Annotated in this window: 20 protein-coding genes; 8 read left to right on the top strand and 12 right to left on the bottom strand. The window is 63.2% G+C overall.

Going from position 1 to position 21,009, the window contains the following annotated elements; translation table 11 throughout:
• Positions 1–4: 4 nt before the first annotated feature.
• Both KF757_07380 and KF757_07385 read left to right on the top strand, forming a co-directional pair.
• Positions 5–745: an ABC transporter ATP-binding protein gene (locus KF757_07380; protein MBX3322797.1), complete on the top strand. Its 741-nt coding sequence runs from the start codon at positions 5–7 to the stop codon at positions 743–745.
• Positions 690–3,431: an FtsX-like permease family protein gene (locus tag KF757_07385; GenBank protein ID MBX3322798.1), complete on the top strand. Its 2,742-nt coding sequence runs from the start codon at positions 690–692 to the stop codon at positions 3,429–3,431. The genes KF757_07380 and KF757_07385 overlap by 56 nt, the downstream gene beginning before the upstream one ends.
• Before the next feature lie 45 nt (positions 3,432–3,476).
• On the opposite strand, the gene KF757_07390 is transcribed toward KF757_07385, so the two are convergent.
• The 4 genes from KF757_07390 to KF757_07405 all read right to left on the bottom strand — a co-directional run bounded on the left by KF757_07390 (position 3,477) and on the right by KF757_07405 (position 8,358).
• Positions 3,477–3,995, bottom strand: coding sequence for a hypothetical protein (locus KF757_07390; GenBank protein MBX3322799.1), 519 nt, complete (start codon positions 3,993–3,995; stop codon positions 3,477–3,479).
• Positions 3,995–5,485 carry a hypothetical protein gene (locus tag KF757_07395; GenBank protein ID MBX3322800.1) on the bottom strand — a complete coding sequence of 497 codons (1,491 nt, stop codon included), beginning with the start codon at positions 5,483–5,485 and terminating at the stop codon, positions 3,995–3,997. The genes KF757_07390 and KF757_07395 overlap by 1 nt, the downstream gene beginning before the upstream one ends.
• A gap of 220 nt (positions 5,486–5,705) precedes the next feature.
• A complete protein-coding gene (locus KF757_07400) occupies positions 5,706–6,278 on the bottom strand; it encodes a hypothetical protein (GenBank protein ID MBX3322801.1) in 573 nt (190 codons plus the stop codon).
• Positions 6,279–6,366: 88 nt separating this feature from the next.
• Positions 6,367–8,358 carry a hypothetical protein gene (locus KF757_07405; GenBank protein ID MBX3322802.1) on the bottom strand — a complete coding sequence of 664 codons (1,992 nt, stop codon included), beginning with the start codon at positions 8,356–8,358 and terminating at the stop codon, positions 6,367–6,369.
• Between the two features lie 115 nt (positions 8,359–8,473).
• Between KF757_07405 and KF757_07410 the strand changes: the two genes are divergently transcribed.
• Complete coding sequence (locus KF757_07410) at positions 8,474–8,938, top strand: SRPBCC family protein (GenBank protein MBX3322803.1); 465 nt, start codon at positions 8,474–8,476, stop codon at positions 8,936–8,938.
• Here KF757_07410 and KF757_07415 read toward each other — a convergent pair.
• Positions 8,935–9,264 (bottom strand): hypothetical protein, encoded by a 330-nt coding sequence (locus KF757_07415; GenBank protein MBX3322804.1) that lies wholly within the window; start codon positions 9,262–9,264, stop codon positions 8,935–8,937. The two genes, KF757_07410 and KF757_07415, sit on opposite strands and share 4 nt — an antisense overlap.
• 93 nt (positions 9,265–9,357) lie before the next feature.
• Entirely contained in the window at positions 9,358–11,289 is a 1,932-nt protein-coding gene (locus KF757_07420) for a DUF2207 domain-containing protein (GenBank protein MBX3322805.1), read from the bottom strand.
• Positions 11,290–11,574: 285 nt separating this feature from the next.
• On the opposite strand from KF757_07420, the gene recA reads away from it, so the two are divergent.
• On the top strand, positions 11,575–12,669 hold the full coding sequence (recA, locus tag KF757_07425; GenBank protein ID MBX3322806.1) for a recombinase RecA: 1,095 nt from the start codon (positions 11,575–11,577) through the stop codon (positions 12,667–12,669).
• Positions 12,670–12,810: 141 nt separating this feature from the next.
• Here recA and KF757_07430 read toward each other — a convergent pair whose 3' ends face one another.
• Both KF757_07430 and KF757_07435 read right to left on the bottom strand, forming a co-directional pair.
• A complete protein-coding gene (locus KF757_07430; GenBank protein ID MBX3322807.1) occupies positions 12,811–13,365 on the bottom strand; it encodes an NADH-quinone oxidoreductase subunit C in 555 nt (184 codons plus the stop codon).
• An 85-nt stretch (positions 13,366–13,450) separates the two neighbouring features.
• Positions 13,451–13,855: a hypothetical protein gene (locus KF757_07435; protein MBX3322808.1), complete on the bottom strand. Its 405-nt coding sequence runs from the start codon at positions 13,853–13,855 to the stop codon at positions 13,451–13,453.
• A gap of 341 nt (positions 13,856–14,196) precedes the next feature.
• Between KF757_07435 and KF757_07440 the strand changes: the two genes are divergently transcribed.
• Complete coding sequence (locus KF757_07440; protein ID MBX3322809.1) at positions 14,197–14,535, top strand: hypothetical protein; 339 nt, start codon at positions 14,197–14,199, stop codon at positions 14,533–14,535.
• 299 nt (positions 14,536–14,834) lie between these two features.
• Here the strand turns inward: KF757_07440 and KF757_07445 are convergent, their stop codons facing one another.
• Positions 14,835–15,086 (bottom strand): hypothetical protein, encoded by a 252-nt coding sequence (locus KF757_07445; protein ID MBX3322810.1) that lies wholly within the window; start codon positions 15,084–15,086, stop codon positions 14,835–14,837.
• Here KF757_07445 and KF757_07450 point away from each other — a divergent pair.
• The 3 genes from KF757_07450 (at position 15,085) to KF757_07460 (ending at position 18,120) form a co-directional block, all read left to right on the top strand.
• Positions 15,085–16,116 (top strand): PD40 domain-containing protein, encoded by a 1,032-nt coding sequence (locus tag KF757_07450; protein ID MBX3322811.1) that lies wholly within the window; start codon positions 15,085–15,087, stop codon positions 16,114–16,116. The two genes, KF757_07445 and KF757_07450, sit on opposite strands and share 2 nt — an antisense overlap.
• Positions 16,117–16,174: 58 nt before the next feature.
• Positions 16,175–16,918, top strand: coding sequence for a hypothetical protein (locus KF757_07455; protein ID MBX3322812.1), 744 nt, complete (start codon positions 16,175–16,177; stop codon positions 16,916–16,918).
• 155 nt (positions 16,919–17,073) lie between these two features.
• The gene (locus KF757_07460; GenBank protein ID MBX3322813.1) at positions 17,074–18,120 is read left to right on the top strand and encodes a tyrosine recombinase XerC; all 1,047 of its coding nucleotides are present in this window, start codon (positions 17,074–17,076) and stop codon (positions 18,118–18,120) included.
• A gap of 5 nt (positions 18,121–18,125) precedes the next feature.
• Here KF757_07460 and KF757_07465 read toward each other — a convergent pair whose 3' ends face one another.
• From KF757_07465 to KF757_07475, 3 genes are all read right to left on the bottom strand, one after another.
• Positions 18,126–19,391 (bottom strand): hypothetical protein, encoded by a 1,266-nt coding sequence (locus tag KF757_07465; GenBank protein MBX3322814.1) that lies wholly within the window; start codon positions 19,389–19,391, stop codon positions 18,126–18,128.
• On the bottom strand, positions 19,388–19,897 hold the full coding sequence (gene folK, locus KF757_07470) for a 2-amino-4-hydroxy-6-hydroxymethyldihydropteridine diphosphokinase (GenBank protein ID MBX3322815.1): 510 nt from the start codon (positions 19,895–19,897) through the stop codon (positions 19,388–19,390). The genes KF757_07465 and folK overlap by 4 nt, the downstream gene beginning before the upstream one ends.
• A gap of 100 nt (positions 19,898–19,997) precedes the next feature.
• Positions 19,998–20,879, bottom strand: a complete 882-nt coding sequence (locus KF757_07475; protein ID MBX3322816.1) for a FliA/WhiG family RNA polymerase sigma factor — start codon at positions 20,877–20,879, stop codon at positions 19,998–20,000.
• Between the last annotated feature and the right edge of the window lie 130 nt (positions 20,880–21,009).

Consider the following 21,009-nt stretch of genomic DNA (forward strand, 5'->3'; position numbering starts at 1 on the left):
GAGCATGATCGCGTGCCAGGATGTCCACAAGTCGTACAGGCTGGGGGACCGTGATGTCACAGCGCTGTGCGGCGTGACGCTCACGATTGCCGAACCTGGGTTCTATGCCATCATGGGCCAATCGGGCAGCGGCAAGAGCACGCTGTTGTATCTGCTCGGGGCGCTCGACCGCCCGACTTCGGGCACCATTTCCATTGCCGGGAGGGCGATCCACAGCCTCAGCGACCGCGAGGCGACCGAGTTCCGTCGCACGTCGGTCGGCATGGTCTTTCAGCAGTTCAACCTCATCGCCACGCTCAGTGCCCGCGAGAATGTCGAACTGCCCGGCTTGCTCGCGGGCCAGAAGCGGGCGTGGCTGAGCGAGCGCAGCGGCATGCTGCTCGAACGTCTGGGTCTTTCGGACCGGGCCGACCATCGACCCGATGCGATGTCGGGCGGGGAGCAGCAGCGTGTCGCGATTGCGCGGGCTCTGCTGTATCGTCCGCCGCTGCTGCTGGCTGATGAACCCACGGGCAATCTTGATTCGGCCAGCAGCGAGCGGCTCTGGTCGCTTCTGGCCGAGATCGCGCGGGAACAGGAGACCACGGTCGTGATGGTGACGCACGAGCCGGCTGCTGCGACGCATTGCCGGCGTGTGTTTGTCATTCGCGACGGAGCGGTGCTCGGTGAAATGGAGACGGAGGGACTCGATGCGGGCCGTGTGGCATCTGGCTATACGCACCTTGTCGGCTCGCCGCTGGCGTAGTGCGATGCTGGTGGCGGCGGTGGGTCTTTCGGCCGCACTGATCGCGGCGGTGTCGTGTGCGCTGGCGTCGGCCCATGCGGCGGTCAATGCGCAGATCAATCAATCGGTCGGCGATGCCGATGTGCGGCTCACCGCGTCGAGTTCGGGCACCAACTTTCCCTCGCGCTATCTCGACCAGGTGCGGGCGTGGCCGGAGGTGGCCGAAGCACGGGCTGAACTGACTTCGACGCTCTCGCTGGCGGTCGAGAAGGACGGGCTTGCGGAGGGCGAATCGGGCGATTGGGTGCGTACGACGCGGCTGCTGCGCGCGACGGTGCTGGTCCATGGCGTGTGGTTCAGCCAAGGCGGGGCGAGGGTGGATCTCATCGCGGGTCGCATGCCCACTGATCGCGGCGAGGTCGTGCTCGATGCTCTGACCGCCGAGCGGCTCTCGTGGCTCGGGCACGGCACGGGCGTGTTTTCATCCAACCGCAAGACACTCAGCGGCAACGCAACACATCTGACGATGCCCGAGCCGGTGGTGCCCGAACTGGCAAACCCATCGCGGGCCGAGACGATCAACGCGGCCATCGGCGTGCGTCCGGGCGACACGATCCGCGTGGTGCGGTTGTTCCGCGCGCCCGAGGAACTGCGCGTCGTGGGCATCGCGGCGGCCCCGCCGCTGGGCGGTCGGCCGCAGGCGTGGTTCTCGATGCCCGATCTGGCTGCCCTGTCGGGCGCGGGCGAGCGGCTTTCGCAGATCGAGATGGTGCTGCGCCCGGGCGTCGATGCCGATGCCTTTGTCGCCGAGCGTCAAGCCGAGCTGGGCGAGCGTTTCCTCCTCCAGACCACGGCCCGAGTGCGCGCGGGCGTCGAGAAGAACGTCGCTTCGAGCCAACTGGCCTTTGCGCTGGCGACGGTGATGTGCTTTCTCTCGGCGTCGTTCATCATCATGACGGGGCTCAACACCGGCCTGGCCGAGCAGCAGCGCTCGCTGGCGGTGCTCCGCTGCATCGGTGCGCGGCCGCGGCAACTGGCGATGGTGCAGATCCTCACCGGGTTGCTCGTCGGCGTGCTGGGCGCGCTGGTCGGCGTGCCGCTTGGTGTGGGCATCGCCTGGGGGCTCATCGAGATCTTCAAGGACACGGTGCAGACCGGGCTGGTGCTCTCGCCGATGACGCTGTCGGTCGCGGCGCTGGGCGCGGTCGCGTCGGGCATTCTTGGGGCCTTGTGGCCGGCGTGGCAGGCGACGCGGGCCAGTCCACTGGCGGCACTGGCGCTCCGCGCGATGCCGGTGCGGGCGCGGCATGTGCAGGCGACGTTGGCAGTGGCGCTGGCGTGCATCGGGCTGCAACTGCTCATCGTCGGCGTGCCCGATGACGGGCAGTTCATCTTCTGGATGTACGCCACCTTCGGGCTGCCGGTGATGTTCATCGGCTACTTCCTGCTCGGTGTGCCGCTGGTGGTGCTGATCGCGCGCGGGCTTTCGCCGCTGCTCTCGCGGCTGCTGGGCCTGCCGGCGTCTCTGCTGGGACGCACGATCGCTGCGACGCCCTATCGCTATGGCCTGACGGCGGGCGCTCTCATGGCGGGCATCGCCCTGATGGTCGGCCTCTACACCAACGCGGGCGGCTTCCTGAACGACTGGATCAACCGCATCCGCTTCCCCGACGCCTTTGTCTCGGGCGTGGCGCTCTCGCCCGAGAGCCAGCGGCTGCTCAATGAACTGCCCTTCGTCACCGACACCTGCGCGATCAGTCTGGTCCCGGTGGCGACCGAGGCCTTCGGCGTGCGGGCGCTGCAATCGTACAAGACGACCTTCGTGGCCTTCGAGCCCGAGCCGTTCTTCCGCATGACCGAGCTCGAGTGGGTCGAGGGCGAAGCGGCGAGTGCCAAGCGGCGGCTGGCTGAGGGCGGGGCGGTGATGGTCGCGCGCGAGTTTCGCGTGGCCAAGGGGCTGGGGGTGGGCGATACCTTCCGCTGCACGCTCAACGACATCGAGCACGAGTTCGAGATTGTCGGCGTTGTCACCAGCCCGGGCCTCGAAATGGTCAGCAAGTTCTTCAACGTCGGCGACGAGTATGTCGATCAGACGCTTCACGCCGTCTTCGGCTCGCGGGCCGACATGATCGAGAAGTTCGGCACCGATGCAATCGGGCTGATCCAGATGAGTTTCGCACCCGGCACCGACGACGAGGCGGCCCTGAGCCAGATCCGCGAGCGGCTCTTTGGCGCGGGGATCATCGACGCGGGCAGCGGCCGCCAGATCCGCGAGGCGATGGTCGAGATTGTGCGCAACGCTGTGCGTGTCTTTACCGTGGTGGCGGGGCTGAGCATGTTCATCGCGTCGTTCGGCGTGGCCAGCGTGATCGCGGCGGGCGTACACGCGCGGCGGTTTGAACTGGGGGTGCTGCGAGCGGTCGGCGCGCAGCGCGCGCTGCTGGCAAGGCTGATCGTGGGCGAGGCGATCATCATCGCGCTGTCGGCGTGGGTGCTGGGCTCGGTGCTGGGGCTGCAGGGCGCGTGGGCGGGTCGGCGGCTCGATGCGCTGCTGCTGGGGATCAGGATCTCGGGCGAAGCGCCGTGGGGCGCGCTGGCCGGGGCACTGGGCGCGGCGCTGCTGTTCACGCTGGGAGCCTCGCTGCCAACGGTGGTGCGCCTGACGGCAACAAGCCCGCGCGCGCTGCTGGCCGCGCGGTTGGGGTGAGCGGCGATGTTGGTGGCAGTGATCCTGATCGCGCGATCAGACGTCTCAACCCTCGGCGATGAGATTGAGCTCCTTGACTAGACGAAGGAACTCATCGATCTGTCGGCCAAACAACATCGCTTCTTCGCCATCATCTCCGATGAGCATGCCCCGCGTGAGCGCGAGTTGAGTACACAGTTGCTTAAGCGCCGTTGAACGCTGCTTCTCTCGTGTCTCGGACGAAGTCTTCTCGGTGCGTGCGATGGATTCCAACCTCTTGGCGTAGATTTCGCTGATCTCGGCTTCGATCTTCTCTACTTCGACCCCTTCCTTGCGGAGTTTATTGCGAGCGAATTCAAGCATGCCGCTGGTGAATCTTTTGGCCTCTTCGCGGATGGTAGTGCCTTCATCGTAGTCGATGGTGGTGTCAAGAAACTTATTCATCATCTCAATCAGTTGCGGTATCTTCGTGTTGATGAACTCGGCGCGTTTGGCGGCCCAGAGCGATGGCGACTTGCCTCGCACATCGACGCGGACAAAGTCATGGCCCTCATTGGCAGGCTTGTCATTCGGATGATCTGTCATCAGCAGATCTCCTCGGGAACCGCCGAATAGTTCATGACGCAGACATCGTCAATGATCAGTTCGTCGCCTCCGATCTCCCTGTAGAGTTCCGAAAGCCCGCTGATGATCAGTGCGATGGTTTCGCTATCAAACTCACTGGCATCGAAGTACAGCGAGAGAGCGGGAGCATCAGCGGGCGGGTCTACCCGTTCAATGGGCGGGTCTACCCGTTCAACTTTGAGATGTAGCTTTTTCTTCAGCCACCCTTCCGGCTCGCCGTCGGGCCAGAGCGGGCCGAAGAACGCGGGCGGGACAGGGGTGTCGTCGGTCCACTGCTCGGCCTTGGCTGCGGTCTTGAGCAGTTCGTAGTCGCGGCGAACTGCAGAACGAAAGGCCGAGCCAAACGATTCTCGCATCGGCATGTTCAAATCACCACCGCCATCCGCCTGATGCAATACGCTTCTTCGTGATTCTTGCGCGGCAGCTTCCGCAGCACTGATCGCGCTGTAGACCTCTGCGGCGTTCTCGAATGTTGCCGCACTGACGGCGCGTGCTACCGCGTAGGTGACGGACTCGACGTTATTGTTTTGTGCATTCGCATTGGACGCGAGCGTGAAGGTCGTCTCTGACGCTGCGCGAAGCGTGCCTTGGTCTCGAGACGCAGGCATCGCCGCCGCATCTTCCGCCAATGTGAGCATCTGGCCCAATTCAGCTTCCAACCCCTTTGGCGCATCCGGCCAGAATTCCCCGTGAAGGGGCAAAACGCGACGGGCACATCGCACTGCGAGCGCGACACTCGCCCAGAGTGGCAATGCGGCGAGCTCTGACGCTGAAGGAATATCACTGTTCAACTGTAATGTCTCAACTTCCTGCCCAGGCCATCCGCTCGGTTCGCCATCGGGCCAGAGCGGGCCGAAGAACGCGGGCGGGACAGGGGTGTCGTCGGACCACTGCTCGGCCTTGGCTGCGGCCTTGAGCTGTTCATAATCCCGGCGGATGGCGCGGGAGGCGTGGGCGAAGACGTAGGGGGCGGTGTCGGCGGAGTGGGCGGCGGAGTGGGCGGCGTCGGCGGCGGCCGCGGCGCGGGTGGCGGCCGCGTAAACAGCGACGGCGGCGGAGTAGGCGGCGACGGCGGCGCGGGCGGCGGCGTCGGCGGCGGAGTAGGCGGCGACGGCGTGGGCGGCGGCTGCGTCGGAGGCGGCTGCGTCGGCGGCGTGGGCGTGGGCGGAGTAGGTGGCGGCGGCGGCGTGGGCGGCCGCGTGGACGGCGCGAAGTTCCGCCTCACTCGTGCTGGCGGGGTCTGCCGCCGAAGCCTGCGCGAGTGTAATCACCTTGTCAAGAGCCTCGACATGCTTGGCAGGTGCATCAGGCCAGAAGTGCTTGTACAGCGGCTGCACGCGCCGGGCGCAGCGGGCGGCGAAGGCAACGCAGGCCCAGCGCGGCAATGTCGCGAGTTCCTCTTCGGTCGGAATTCTGGGATCGTCTGCGGGCTCGGGGCCTGATGGGCTCATCGCTGTTCTCCGGACTGGATGCGGGGCCGCTGGATCGGCGGGGCCGCGGGCGGCTGGGTTGGTCTTTTTATTCTAACGGAAACCGGCGGTTGGTGTTGCGGTTTTCGGACTGCGCTCGCGCACAAACCGCCTGCGGCGCCCCGGCACGTTGTGGCGGCGGGGCCGCTGGGCAAGGCATACTCGGCGGTTCATGTGGACGGGGTATGCAACGGCCATCCCCTCACTGGCGTTCGGGGCTATTTGGGTTGGCCATGGCTCTGGTCACTCGGAACTGTGCGGGAATCGCCGCTCGATGTGACTCGGTCCGCAATAAATGGCTCTGGCGTGGCGGGAGGCGGGATTGCGGCTGTTGCCACCGTCTGTTCGGGGGCCAGATGTGCTCCGGATCTAGCCAGAAAAACTCCGCATCTAGCCAGAAAAACTCCGCATCTGGCTCGATCCGCTCTGCATCTGGCTCGATCTGCTCCGCATCTGGCTCTATGTGCTCTGGATCTGGCCAGAAAAACTCTGCATTTGGCTCTATGCGCTCCACAGCTGGCTCGATCCGCTCCGCATCTGGCCGGATGTGCTCCGCAGGACACCAGCACACGCGCATCATCTGCCGATCACCCCAAAGTGTGCAGATGATCGCATCCTTTCGATGCCTCATCGCGCTGAACGGGTGACACGACACGCGCGTCGGGTGCCGCGACGCGCGAGCGACCAGATCGCCCGATTTTCCGTGCGCTGCGCTGGAAGCATGGATCGTGGTCAATGGTCGTGGCTCTTGAACGCGGCCCTTGATCGTGGCCATGCAGAGCCATGACCACGGCACCCGCCTGTTTTCATGCCCAATGCCTCGTGCCCAGTGCCTCGTGCCCAATACCTCGTGCCTTCCAGCCTCACACCTGCAACACGCCCGTGCGCAGCGGGCGCGCGTAATCCCACCCCTGCTCAGCCGCGGACAGCGCTTCGATCAGTTCGGCCCGCGTCGCCAGCGGGTCGATGATGCGATCGAGCCAGCCTCGGGCCGCGCCGTGGCGGATGTCGGCCTGCTCGTTGTACCCGGCCCGCACCGCGTCGAGAATGGCCTTGTGCGTCTCGGGGTCGATCGTCTCGCCCTTGCGCTGGCGGCTCTTTTCTTCGATCATCGCCAGCGTGCCCGAGGCCTGCGCCGCGCCCATCACCGCGCAGCGCGCCCCCGGCCAAGCGAAGGTCAGGAACGGCTCGAACGCGCGGCCGCACATCGCGTAGTTGCCCGCGCCGTAACTGCCGCCCATGATGAGCACGATCTTGGGCACGATGCTGTTGCTCATCGCGTTGACCATCTTCGCGCCCGAGCGGATGATGCCCGCCTGCTCGCTGTCGCGCCCGACCATGAAGCCGGTCGTGTCGTGCAGGAAGATCAGCGGGATCCTGCGCTGGTTGCAGTCCATGATGAAGCGCGCAGCCTTGTCGGCGCTTTCGTCGTAGATCACGCGCGGCATGTTGGTCGAGACGCCGGGCCCCGCCTTGCCGCCCGCTTCGGCCTGCCGGGTCAGGCAGCCCTGGTTGGCCACGATGCCGCACGCAAAGCCGCCCAGACGCGCATAGCCGCACACGAGCGAAGCGCCATACTCGGCCTTGTACTCGTCAAAGTCGGCCGCGAGCGATTCGTGCCCGTCGGCGTTGGGCTCGCAGCGGGCATCGACCAGGCACGCGATGATGTGCCGGACGTCGTACTGCTCGCCGGGCTTGTCGGTGAAGATGGCCGCGATGCGCGAGGCCTCCGACACAGGCGGGACAACGCGCCGGCTTTCGCTCGAAAACGAGCCACCCAGCGACTCGAACAACTTTCGGAGCCGCTCGGGATCACGCAGATCGGCTTCGTCTTCGATGGCACCGATGGGGATATTCAACTCTTCTTCGAGATAGGTGCGGATCACTTCTTGTGACCGGGCATCACGGACATGCGCAGGCGCCCCCTTGTGTGCCAGAAGCGAGCGAGCGGCATCATCGAAGAACAACTGCTGCCTGTCGCTCGTGTCGCGAAAGGCATACTTGAGCAATCGCGACACCGCAAGCACATTGCGTTGATCGGCATCACGAGTCAGCCTCTTTCCCACCACCTCGCGGAGGCGAGCCAGGCACGAATCATCATCAGGCTCCTTGAAGTCGATCGTGCCGCTGATCGCCGCGTGCATGCTCGCGCCGCCGAGTTCTTCATCGCTCACCGACTGGCCGATCGCGGCCTTGACCAGCGCCGGCCCGGCCAGATACAGCCCGCTGCCCTCGGTCATCAGCAGCGTGTCACACAGCACCGGCAGATAGCCGCCGCCCGCGACACAGAAACCCATGATCGCAGCCGTCTGCGCGATGCCCTCGGCACTGAGCACGCTGTTGAGATAGAAGATGCGGCCGAAGTCGTCGGTGTCGGGGAAGACATCTTCCTGCAGCGGCAGATACACGCCCGCCGAATCGACCAGATACACCAGCGGCAGGCGAGCCATGCGCGCGATGTGCTGGGCGCGGATGATCTTCTTGCACGTCATCGGGAAGAACGCCCCGGCCTTGACGGTCGCGTCGTTGGCGATGATCATGTGCCGCCGGCCATGGATCACGCCGATGCCCGTCACCACGCCCGCCCCGGGCGCGCCGCCGTGCTCGGCGTACATGCCATACGCCGCCCACAGGCCCAGTTCCTGAAAGTTGGGAATCTCGGAGGCGTGCGGATCGAAGGCGGCAGTTTGGCCCTCGCGCCGCATCGGGGCATCGACCAGCCGCGCGACGCGCTCGCGCGCCGTTAGCCGTCCCTTCTCGTGCTGACGCTCGATCGCCTTGGACCCGCCGCCCTGACGGATGGCAGCGGCAATGGCAGCGAACTCGGTGGACATGGTTTCAAGATTCGACGGCATGCGGCCTCCGCGTTGGTGGGAAGAAAGCGTAGACCGCGAGGACGACAAACAAGTATACTGGGCGCGACAGCGCTCGCTGCTTGACTCCGGCCGCACACGGCAGAAGGTCCACACCATGAAGATCCTGCTCTCGACCCAGATCGACGCCCCGCCCGAACTCGTCTTCGCCCGCGCGACCGATTTCGCAAACGCCGCCGACACCATCAGCGGTATCACGCGCATCGAAATGCTCACGCCCGGCCCCACCGCCGTCGGCACACGCTTCCGCGAAACCCGCGTCATGTTCGGCAAGGAACACTCTGAGACGCTCGAAGTCACAGCGCTCGACCCCGGCCGCAGCGTCACGCTCGGGTGCATGTCGTGCGGGGCCGAGTATGTCTCCGAGTTTCGCTTCGAGCCCAGCGCCGGCGGCACGCACGCCACGCTCGAAGTCAACTCGAAGCCCGTGACCTTCATGGCCAAGCTCATGGTGCCTGTGTGCGCCATGATGAAAAAGAGCATGAGCGCGATGATGGCCAAGGACCTTGACGACCTCAAGACCGCCGCCGAACGCGACACCGCCGCCGCAAGCCAGGCCTAACGCGCCCGCCGCACGTGGTACACCCATTCGCGGTCCGTCTGGCTCACATCAAGCAACTGCCAGCCCGCGCGATCGAGCAGATCGAGCGCGTACAGCCGCGAGCGCGTCGGCGAAGCCGAAATATCGCGCGGAGCGACGAACTTCTGCACCTCGCTCGCCGTCGAAAACTCGAGATCGACGATCGTCTTGGCCGCGCGAAACTCGCCGTGCTCCCACTCGATGCGGTTCTGGCCCGACCAGGCCGCCAACCCTGCCAGCACTGCCGCCCCGGCCACCAGCCCGACCCCACACCGCTGCCAATGTTGCCAATCTCGCTTGGGATTCATCGCGCACCGTCCTTTCTCTACAGGCTCGACCGCCCCGCGCGGGCCGCCCCTGACAGAAAACGCGCAACTGAACAACAAAGAGTTCACGAGCAATCACCACCCGCCCCCGCCGCCACCACCTCCACCGCCACCCCCTCCCGACGATCCGCCGCTGAACCCGCTCGATGAGCCGGGCGCGCTCGATGATGTCGAAAGTGCCGACGTGATTGATGACCCGATCGACGAAGCAAACATACCGGGCCGATAGGTTCCCAGGTACCACGGGTACAGACGCATCGCCTGCTGATCGTCCTCGCCGCGATCTCGCGTGCCCGCGTCTTGCGCGACCTTCGCAAGCCACTCCTGCCATTCGCCCTCGAGCCCGAGCGCCACGGCATAGGGCAGCAGCAGTTCAAGACGGTGTTCGTCGAGTCGCGGGGCGCGGTGCTCGTCGCTCTTGAGGTACGCTTCGAGCGCGCTGATCCGGTCGAGTGCTTCGCGCCCCTCGAGCGACGGAGCCTTGAGCAAGTGGGCATACACAAAGATCAGCAGGCCGATCCCGACCAGCAGCGGCACCATCAGCGCGCTGCTCAAGGTCGAAATCATGTAGATCGCAATGCACTCGGCCGCAATGAACGGAACCGCAAACGCGGATATCGCGATCGCGCCCGGAATCGCCGCAATGCTCGTGCGCGCCCTGCTCCACGCCTGCACCGCACCCCAGACCAGCACAACCACCCCGACCGTCCAGATCGAAAGCCACGCACTGAGAAACAACGCCACCGGGATAGTGTGAGGCGGCAGAAACACCAGCGATGAACCGCCCGCCACCAGCGCGACCAGCAGCCCTGCAGCCCACTCCTTGCGATGGTGATTGAACATGCGCCCATAAAAGGCGTCGCGCAACGACTGCTCGTGTCGTTTTATGATCGATGAAACGCGAGTGTGATTCTTGCTCTCGAGTTTGAGCGACTCGTGCCTGGTCAGTTCCTGCTCGATCTCGCGTTCATCAGCAAAGGTGCCGCGCAGGCGATTGCGCGCCCCGCCCCCGATTGCGCCCGATGGCTGCGTGCGATGAATCGTGAACTTCTTGTCGATTTCTTCCACCGTCACCACGCTTTCGACCGCGAGGTTGAACACCGCAGCCGCGAAGCACTTTGGGTCGTACTTCATGCGTTTGATATAACGACACGCCGCAGGCGAGAGGTCCGTTGGCGGTTCGCTGCTCGGCGCGATGAGCCCCGGCTTCGGGTCGCGCCCCACACGCATCCACTGCACGTGGTAATACACCCACAACAGCACCAGCCCGCACAGCCCCACCACACCTGCAAGATTCGCCTGCACCAGCTGCCCCGCACGCTCGGCAAACGCTTTGGGCGCAACGACGCCCTTGGGCCAGCCCACGACAATGCTCATATTCCCACCCACAGGCTGCGCACGAGTCGTCTCGAAGACCGCGCGCCCCTCATCGTCGACCGATGCAACAAAGTCCTTCTTCGTCTCGCCCTTGAGCCCGGTGAATGCATCGAGCCGGATCGCATCGCGCTCCACACCAGCCGGCAGCGTCACGCGCGCCACGATCGATTCGATCGCAAACCCCCACTCGTTGCCCGTCACATGCCAGTACAACTCGTCGTGCGACTCGAAGAAGCCAAGTTGCTCCGCCGTCTCATACGTGATCGTGTATGTATGCTCGCCATGGCTCAGCATGCGCGACGCATCGCCGATGCGGACGCGCAGTCCCCGCCCGAGAAGCTCGATCGCGAACGGCTCGCTCTGTCCGTTGCGCGTCACACTCACCACCTCGAAGGGCACCTGCACACGCAACAGCATCGGACCCGTGTACAACGTCGGAAGATCGCGGTATATCCCGCGCTGAATCCTCTTCCCCTCGGCCCGAACCACGATCTTCTCAGTCACACGCATGCGACGATCGGCAAAGACCTCGATGTCGGACTCGAACCGAAGGATGCGCTCGCCCTGGGCGCACGCGAGACTGACCGACAGCATCAGAACGAACAAGGCCAAACATCGATGTGCAAGCATGTGGTCTCCGAAGCGATCAGGTTGAGAACCGCGAACCGAGTTACCCACAATTGTATCAAAGTTGAGCGCCTCGATTTGACAGACTGTTTGGGGTTTGATATTGTGGCTCCTGTCAGGCTCGCACCCGGCGTTGCCCCTGATCTGGTGGTTAGTCGCTGTTGACCTACACCAGTTTGTACGTCGAGGTCCGCACGCCCACAAGGCTGAGTCGGTGCCATCCGCGAAATGGTTGGCAAACCCGGCAAGAGTGCCCGAGGCCCCGTGCGGCAGAAAGGATGGTTCGTCATGGCCAAGGCCACCGCTCCCGCTGCAACTCTCGAAGCCAAGCCCGAAAACGACAAGCAGAAGGCACAAGCACTTCAGCGGGCCGTCGGGCAGATCGAAAAGGCATTCGGCAAAGGCTCGATCATGCGTCTGGACGAAGACGCATATCTGGCCATCCCCGGCATCTCGACCGGAGCAATCTCACTCGATCTGGCTCTCGGCGGACGCGGCATTCCCCGCGGCCGCATCGTCGAAATCTTCGGCCCTGAATCTTCCGGCAAAACCACACTCGCCCTCACCGTCGTCGCCAACGCCCAGAAAAACGGCGGCGTCGCGGCCTTCATCGACGCCGAGCACGCCCTCGACCCCACCTGGGCCCGCAAGATCGGTGTCAACATCGACGACCTGCTCGTCAGCCAGCCCGACACCGGCGAACAGGCGCTCGACATCTGCGAACTGCTCGTCCGGTCCAACGCTGTCGACATCATCGTCGTCGACTCTGTCGCCGCCCTCATTCCCAAAGCCGAAATCGAAGGCGACATGGGCGACACGCACGTCGGGCTTCAGGCTCGCCTCATGAGCCAGGCCATGCGCAAACTCACCGGCGTCATCGCACGATCGAGCGCGACCGTCATCTTCATCAACCAGATTCGCGAAAAGATCGGCGTCATGTTCGGCAGCCCCGAGACCACCCCCGGCGGCCGCGCGCTCAAGTTCTACTCCTCCATCCGCATCGATATCCGCCGCACAGGATCCATTAAGGAAGGCGAAGAAACCGTCGGCAACCGCACCCGCGCCCGCGTCGTCAAGAACAAGGTCGCACCCCCATTCCGCCAGGCCGAGTTTGACATCATGTTCAACGAAGGCATCAGCCTGACAGGCGACATGATCGACCTCGCGGTCGAGTGCGAGATCTGCCAGAAATCCGGCGCGTGGTTCAGCTATGGCGATGTCCGCCTCGGCCAGGGACGCGAGAACTCCAAGAAGTTCCTCGCCGAAAACCCGGAACTTATGGCCGAGATCCGCCGCGCAGTCCTCGAACTCAAAGCACCACGCCCAACCAAAATTTCCCCCGTCGATCTTGACACCGGCGAAGTGCTCGAAGACGACGAATAATTCCCCCTCAAACACATGAGGCAGGGTGGTTCAGGCCTGAGTATCATCTGATCGCCACTGAATCGCTTTGACAAACCACAAGTTCACAAAAAACGCAGGCGTAAGCCTGCGTTTTCAATTGCGCCCCACGGTCACTCAAACTCAACTCGAAGTACGATCAACAATCCGGTACGACTCACGCTCGCCCCGGCCACGCAGCGGGTAGTCCTTGCGCAACGGATGCCCCGGGAATGCCTCCCACGTCAGAATCCGACGCAGGTCCGGGTGATTCCGAAATCGGATGCCGTACATGTCAAAGACCTCTCGCTCGGTCCACTCGGCACCGGCCCAGAGCGGGCACATGCTGTCGAGCCACAACGCCGGATCTTCTTCGATTCCGTCCGTCGGAAGAGACGGGTTCAGGAAGGTCTTCACATAGAACCGATCCGTGCGCTCATACGAGCACAAGTTGTACACCACCGCAAACCGCCCCATCATCGGCGATGGGTAGTCCAGATAGTCGATCCCAATCACATCCGAAAGAAAATTGTACTTGCACGCCTCATCATCGCGCAGGAACTTCATCACCTCGAACAGATGCTCAGGCTTGACGACCAGCGTCGACTGCCCGCGAAACTCCGTCGCTGAAAACGGATGGTCGCGAAACGCTGCCTTCACACGGGCAAAGGTCGGATGGTCCAGATGTGGAGTTGTCATTTCGTGCATTCTCCGATGAACAGCAAGTGTAGAACCTTGGCGATGCAAAGGCGGTGCACCCGTCTGGCCGATTGCCCAGCCTCTTTCAACTCAGTATGGCACGCAATGCCTCAGCCTCGGCCTGCGATCTCGCAAAAAGCCTCGCCCCCTCCGCTGCTGCCTTGCGCGTCAATCGCACCACAACCTCCCGCGGCAGCAAGCCCGAACCAAAGGCTACGGGCACGCACCACGCATCACCATCCTGCTCAGCCATCTGCACATCAGAAATCACAACCACCTCGGCTGCCAATGCCAAGGCCCCGAACATCCGTTCCAAGTGATCCTCCGCCGCTGCGAACATCACAGGCTCGAAGAGCAACGCGGGCTCAAACGCGAGTCTGAATCGAGGCTCGCTGCGAAGCAGACCCAGGCACCCCGGCACATCGCTCACCAGATGCCGCGCGTGAGGCCGAACCATCGGCACCGGATCCAATCCCCGCAGCCTTTCCATCGCGGCCTCCCTGGCCCGCGCAGACGACGGCAGAAAATGCCCCGGCACACGCTCGAACCAATCCCCCGAACGCTCCCCAAGCCACCCAGACCAGCACACTGCCCCCGGCTCAATCACTGCCCCGGCCTCGCACGGGTTCTCCTCACAATTCCGAATCCGCGCAGCAGGCTCTTTCTCATCGATCGCAAACAACCATCCCACAAACACCCCCACTTCAAGTGATCCTGCGGATTCCTGCGTCCGCCTCAGTTACACGTTCGAGCGAAGCGCAGGAATCGCCCGATACCACTTCCCGCGGCCCGATCCAGAATCGAGTCCCGCCGAGCCGTGGAGAATCGAACATGCGACTATACGACAACGAACTCCCCCTCTTCGATCGTCGCGAAGCGGCAGCGGAGCGCAGCCCTGAGCGCGAAGACAAGGCCTTGGAAACCCCCAAAGAGCGTCACCCGCCGCTCGCGTGGGAATCCACTGAAGGCCTGAGCCGCTCTGCGATCGTCGAGCAGATTCTGGAGATCAATATCACGGCGTCGCTCGAGTTTCTGAGCGAATTCTCGGATCAGGATCTGTCCAACTACTTGAACCACCTGTTGTGGTTACAGCAACCCAGAACCGGGCAGGCGCGCTGGATCAGGCCGGGCGATTCGCCCGCGGTCATGGCTCGCTCGCGCGATTATTAGTCTTGGCCATCGCTGCGTGGAGGCGATGAAGAGGGGCGTCCGTGGTGGGGCGCCCCTTTTCGCGCGCTCTTGGCATGCAAGTTGCGAATCCAGATTCCGGACGATTGCCCCACCGCTGGCCGGAGTGAACTCTCGCTCTGAACCGGTCGATGCGTCTGGTGCGGGCAAAGTGGCCAGGGAAGGCAAGCCGTGCCCTTTGCACCGCACGTCAAGGAGTTTGGATTCATGCAAAACCGTCGCACCAATTCGATTCGCGTTGTCGTCAGCCTTTGCGGGCTTGCCCTCGGTCTTGGGGCCTGTCAATCAACCTCGCCCTGGGCTGCACAACGTGGCCCCGCGCCCGTGGCGGTCGCACAGCAGACCCCGCCCAGTACCACTCCCGCTTTTGTAAGTGAGCCGTACCAGTCGATTCCGATCTCAGCCCCGCCCGCAGCCGCGCCGGATTGGAACACTGTTGACTCGGGCTGGTCCTTCACCCAGTCTGCCGCGAGTGCAGAAAGGTCAACGACATCAACAAACTCCTCATGGAACAACAACACTGGTACCGACATGTCGTCGCGGATCTATAGCGGGCTGCTTTCGCTCGATCTCCCGGCAGAATCTGCGCCTGGCCAGCAGTCGGCGCACACGGTCAACATCCACCAGATCAGTTTCGCGCACGACGGTGCGAACTTCGACCCGAAGGTCAGCCGCGACGGGCAGACGCTGGTGTTCTCCAGCACCCAGCATCGCGCAACATCCGACATTTACATGCAGCGTGTCGGAAGCCGCGTTGTTTCACGCCTCACCGACGACCCGGCCCACGATGTGATGCCAGCCATCAGCCCGGATGGTTCGCGTATCGCGTTTTCCAGCAATCGCTCGGGAAGTTGGGACATCTTCGTCATGCCCATCACCGGCGGAAAAGCAGTCCAGATCACCAGCGAAGCCGCCAACGATCTGCATCCGAGCTGGAGCCCGGACGGACAGAAACTGGTCTTTTCCCGCCTCGGAACCACCAGCGGACGTTGGGAACTCTGGGTCGTGGATGTTTTCAATGCAGCTCAGACCGAGTTCATCGGCTACGGCCTGTTCCCCGAATGGAGCCCCCTGCCCGCGACTGGCTTTGCCGGCGCCGATCAGATTCTGTTCCAGCGCAGCCGCGAGCGTGGCAAGCGGACATTCAGCATCTGGACCCTCGATTACAACCGATCGACACATCAGGCCAGCAACGAGACTGAGGTTGTCTCCAACCCTGCGTACGCACTGATCAATCCGACGTGGAGCCCCGACGCAGCGCGCATTGTCTACGCGGCCGTTCCAAACCCCGAGGAATGGAGTGGTCGTGCCGATATTGCGCCGACCAGCGCGTCGCTGTGGATGGTCGGAGTCGATGGCCGAGGACAGGTCAACCTCACGAGCGGCTCGTCGGTCGATCTCATGCCCGCCTGGGGCGGCAACGGGCGTGTCTTCTTCGTCTCGAATCGAGGAGGTGTCGAAAACCTCTGGTCGCTCGAGATCGCTCCGGCAATTCTTGCTGCCACCGGTGAACTTCCCAAGGGGGGCGAAACATTCACTTCGGCCCCGGCCGACAGAGAATGAGCAAAGGCAATCAGCAGTTCCGGCATGGACGCCATTTCCCGACCAAGGAGGGTCAGGCATGAAAAGTTTTGCAATCCTGTCGTCCGTCGTTGCGCTCTCGCTCCTGGCGGGCTGCGAAGCACCCAAGTCGACATTCATGCCACCGAACATGATTACGTCGCCCTACGACGCGACGGTTGGCGATGTGCTGTGGGCGGTGGTCCCGCCTCGAAACGAATCGGGAACATCACTGGTGGACCCGAACGCCTTTGGCGACAAGATCGTCGCAGCCGTGACTGAAATTCGGGGCGTGACCGCTCTTCCAGTCAACCGGACACTGGCTGCCATGCGCGCGCTTCAAATGGAGAGCGTGAACTCGCCACAAGATGTGCGCAAACTGGCGGAGACGATGGGAGTCGACGCAGTGCTGATCGGATCGATCACCGCCTGGGATCCATACAACCCCCCTGTTATAGGGATATCACTTGCACTTTACGCGCGAACTGGGAGGCTGCAGCCGCAGGGTCCGGAGCTGAATCCAAAAGCACTCTCGAGTGCTGCAACAGACGCGAAGTTTCTTGCGCACAGTAACTTCGGGAGTTCCCCTGTTTCGGTTGCGTCCGAGCATCTGGATGCCCGCAACCACCAGGTCAAGTTGTTTGTGAAGGAGTTTGCCCAAGGGCGGAGCGAGACCGGAACGGCGCTCGATTGGCATATCTACTTTGCCAGCATGGATTTATACACGACTTTTGCGGCGTACCACACGGTTCGCCAGGTTATGGAGAATGAGTGGCTGCGAACCAGCCGAGCCGCGGCCGAGTAGTTTCCAGAGAGAGGTTCTCTGGAGCGCGGTGGCCGTGTCGATTGCGCATGCCGAACCGTCAGTTTGGGACAAGATTCAGACTCAAAAGACACGAGCACAAAGATACTGATCCGGACCCGATTTCGACCGATAGGTAGGTGCCAGAGGAGTACACGATGAACACACTGCCGATCACCGACGCCTTTGCCAGTTATCTGACCGACGAACGCCGATTCAGCCCGTATACAGCCCGTTGCTACGGGGCGGATCTGCGACAGTTTGTCGAGTTTCTGAGCGAAGAGTTCGGCATCGAGCCTGATTCTGTCAGCGAAGGGAAGGCCCTCGAAGCCGCCCGCGCGGTGTATGGCCAACCTCTGCCCAAGCCCGAGACCGTGGCCGGATCGATCACCCCCAAAACGGTGACCGAACTGGTCTGCGAGGGGTCAGCCGAGACTGTGCGCACATTCCTGGCGTTCCTTGGTGAGCAGAAGTACTCGGCTGCGACGATGGCGCGCAAGATTGCGACGCTGCGGTCGTTCTACAAGTGGGCCGACCGGCAGCGACTTGTGGCGACGAACCCGATGGCGCTGATTCGCACGCCTCGGCAGTCCAAGCGTCTGCCCAAGGCCATCACGATCGATCAGGTTGAGCGTCTGCTTTCGGCTCCCGATGACAACGACGTGCTCGGGCGGCGCGATCGGGCGATGCTCGAGACGCTGTACTCGACGGGAGTGCGCGTGAGCGAACTTGTGGGCCTGAATCTCGCGGACCTTGATCTGGCGGGCGAAGGGCTGCATGTGCGCGGCAAGGGAAAGAAGGAACGCGCAGTGCCTCTGGGCTCTCATGCGCTCAATGCCATTCGCAGGTATATCGAACTGGTTGAGAAGGATCAGCGGTATGCGTCGATCTGGTCGCAGTCGATCGCCGGCGGAGGCAAGGGCCCACTGTTTCTCAATAAGCATGGCAAGAGGTTGAGTTCGCGGTCCGTTCGCCGCAAGCTGGACAAGTACCTGCGTTCGGTGGGGCTCGACCCGACGATCAGCCCGCACACGCTGAGGCACAGTTTCGCAACTCATCTGCTCGACAACGGGGCGGACCTTCGCAGCGTGCAGGAACTGCTCGGGCATCAGTCGCTGAGCACGACGCAGGTGTACACACACCTGACCAGCCAGCGTATCACTGAGGCCTACAAGGGCGCACACCCGCGTGCCGAAGCCAGTTGAGACGATCAGTCACTCTCGGGTAGTTTGTGATCGAGCGATGTCGGATTGAGCACCCGCGAGAGCGCGTGCTGCCAGGAGTCTGTGCCTGCTTCGATCGGGATCGCGGCGACAAGGCGTGTCGTGGCATCGACGACCACGACGACGGTTGAGGCTCCGGGTGCGAAAAGGTCGATCGTCTCGCGTGGTGGGTGCGTGATGAGCATGCGAGGCACAGAGGCTTCGAGGCCGGGCAACAGAGGATCCGCAGCGACTCGCTCGGCGATTTTCGCAATCTCATCAAGGCGAGCGGGCGCATAGTCGGGAACGTCAAACACGGCAGCGATGCGGACGAGAGCGTGCTGCCGCGGCTGAGCGTGGAGGGCGGATTCAAGCGCGTGTTCCTGACGCAGTTGATCGATGCAGGCGATAAGGCGGTCAAGGGGAACAAGCGGTACGGTGCTGCCTTCGCGCGTGCTTACGGCGTGAAGGACGAGCACGAGGAGATCGGCTGAGCGTGGCAGGCTGGCGGTAGGCTCGGGTCGAAACGCCGAGCCGATGGTCCAGACAGTGCCAATCGCGTCAATGAGTCGAAGGCTTGCGACAGATCGACCCACATCGATCGGGGGTGTCCTTGGCGCGAGGGCTGAGACAGACGGAACGAGCGTGCGATTGGCAATCTCGATGCCCCACGCAGCAGATGATGAGGCTGGGGACCATTCGTAGGTCAGCTCGAGCGTGAATTCGGCCTGCGGTTCGGAGGAACGAATTGTTTCGCGTACAAGGCGGCTGCTCTCTCTATCGAACTGACGTTCGACGGTGAGACGACTCGTGATGAGTGATCGATTGTGGGCGTCTATCTCGCGAACTGCTGGCGGCTGCGACCAGGCATGACCGACGAGCGGGTTTGCGTCATCATGCTGAGACAGAAACTGCGCCAGAGGCGAGGACCACAATGGCGGAAGATGTTGGCGAAGGAGCCCGGCAAGGTCTGGACCTCGGGCAATGAATGCTGACTGCGGGTCGCGTGTGTGCCAGGCGATGAGTGAGGCAGAGGCATCCTCACGTCGGCCGAGCACACACACACTACCCAAATCGAGGCGAAAGAGATCGGCGGCAATCATGAGGCGATACGTGGCGACACGTCTGGTGGTGCTGCCGTGGCGCGTCGTGTCGAGGATGACGTTGACGGTTGCCTGCCATGGCTGTGCGATCGGCTGCATGACAGGAGGCGAGGCGCACGGGCGGCTGGTGAACACCACACACACGATGAGGCCGAGAAGCGGGCGCATCATGGCGAGGCTCCGGGAGAACACTCCATCGCCCCTCGGAGGTTATTGAGTAACTCGCGAACGGTCCGGTCAAGACCCGGCACAAGTTGGTCGGGCGCGATTTCGGCCAGTGGTTCGAGCACGAAAGCCCTTTCGGCCAGGTGCGGGTGCGGGATTGTCAGGTTGGGGTCGTGGAGTTGAACCGACCCCACGATGAGCAGATCGAGATCTATTGTGCGAGGCCCCCACCGCAAACTATTGCTTCGGTCTCGGCCCAGGCTGCGTTCGACCGCGAGGAGTGCTTCGAGCAAGGCGTGCGGGGATAGCGTGGTCCGCAGCACGGCAGCGGCATTGACGTATCGCCCCTGTGGCACGGGGCCGACGGGGTCAGTCTCGTGCAGGCTGGACACGGCTTGAACCTGAATGCCGGGCAGGTGACGGAGGGCTTCGATCGCGGCGAGAATGCGCTCGTGCCGAGGCTCGATATTCGAACCCAGACCGATGCAGGCGATTGACTCAGGGTGCAGCATGCGCAGGAATCCAAGCGCGGCTCGGTTGAGCGGACAAGGCCAGAAAGAAAATGCCCCTCGCGATGGAGGGGCATGAATCGGCAGAAATCGAGGAGGCGTGTCAGCGGACTGGTTCGAGTTCGCGTGCCCGGAACTGCATGAGGGCCTTGAGCCTCTGGAGGATCGAACTGTGCATCTGGCTGACGCGCGATTCGGACAGGTCGAGCGTGGCGCCGATTTCCTTCATGGTCATGCCTTCGTAGTAGTAGAGGATGACGATGAGTCGTTCGGCCCGGGTGAGGCCTTTGGTCAGCAGTTCCTTGAGGTCGCGCTGCTGGAGTTCAGAGATCGGGTCGCACTGGCCGTCGTCCTTGATGATGTCGAGTTCGCGCATGTCGCGGACGCTGTCGGAGGGCATCGAGCGGCGGGTGATGCTGGACATGCCGACGGCGCGCGAGTCGCGGAGATACTTTTCGAACTCGTCGCGGCTCAGGCCCAGACGTTGCGAGATCTCTTCGTTGGTGGCCTTGTCGCCAGTTTCCATCTCGATGCGCATGCGGGTCTGGTCGAAACGTGCGGTGCGCTGGCGAACCAGACGCGGCACCCAGTCCATCGAACGCAACTCATCGAGGATCGCTCCCCGGATGCGCTGGGCGGAGTAGGTCTCGAACTTGACGGCCCGATCGATGTCGTAGGCGTCGATGGCGTTCATCAGCCCGAAGATGCCCACGCTCATCAGGTCGTCGACTTCGACCTCGTCGGGCAGGCGTGCGTGAATTCGCTCGGCGACGAAGGGGACAAGGTGCAGGTATCGCTGAAGGAGGTAGTTGCGGATCTCGCGCCGCCTGGGCTCGTTGTCCTGCGAGTCGCGATACTCGACCCAGATTTCTTCGATGGGGCGCTGGTCGAACGGCGTACCAGTGTTGGTCTGTTCGAAACGGCGTGCTACGTGACGACCCAAAGTGCGGGTGCTTGACCTCGTCGAGGTTTCGGTCGCTGGCATTGGTCCTCTCCTTGACCCTTGTGTGTGCCCCCTGCAACGCCCTGGGGCTCATCCGTGAAAATCAGGCCTTCCTGGCTTGACAATCCAGTATAGAGAAACTTCTCGCACGGTGACAGAATCTTTTTTGCTA

This window comes from Phycisphaeraceae bacterium (assembly GCA_019636795.1).
Lineage (GTDB): Bacteria > Planctomycetota > Phycisphaerae > Phycisphaerales > UBA1924 > JAHBWW01.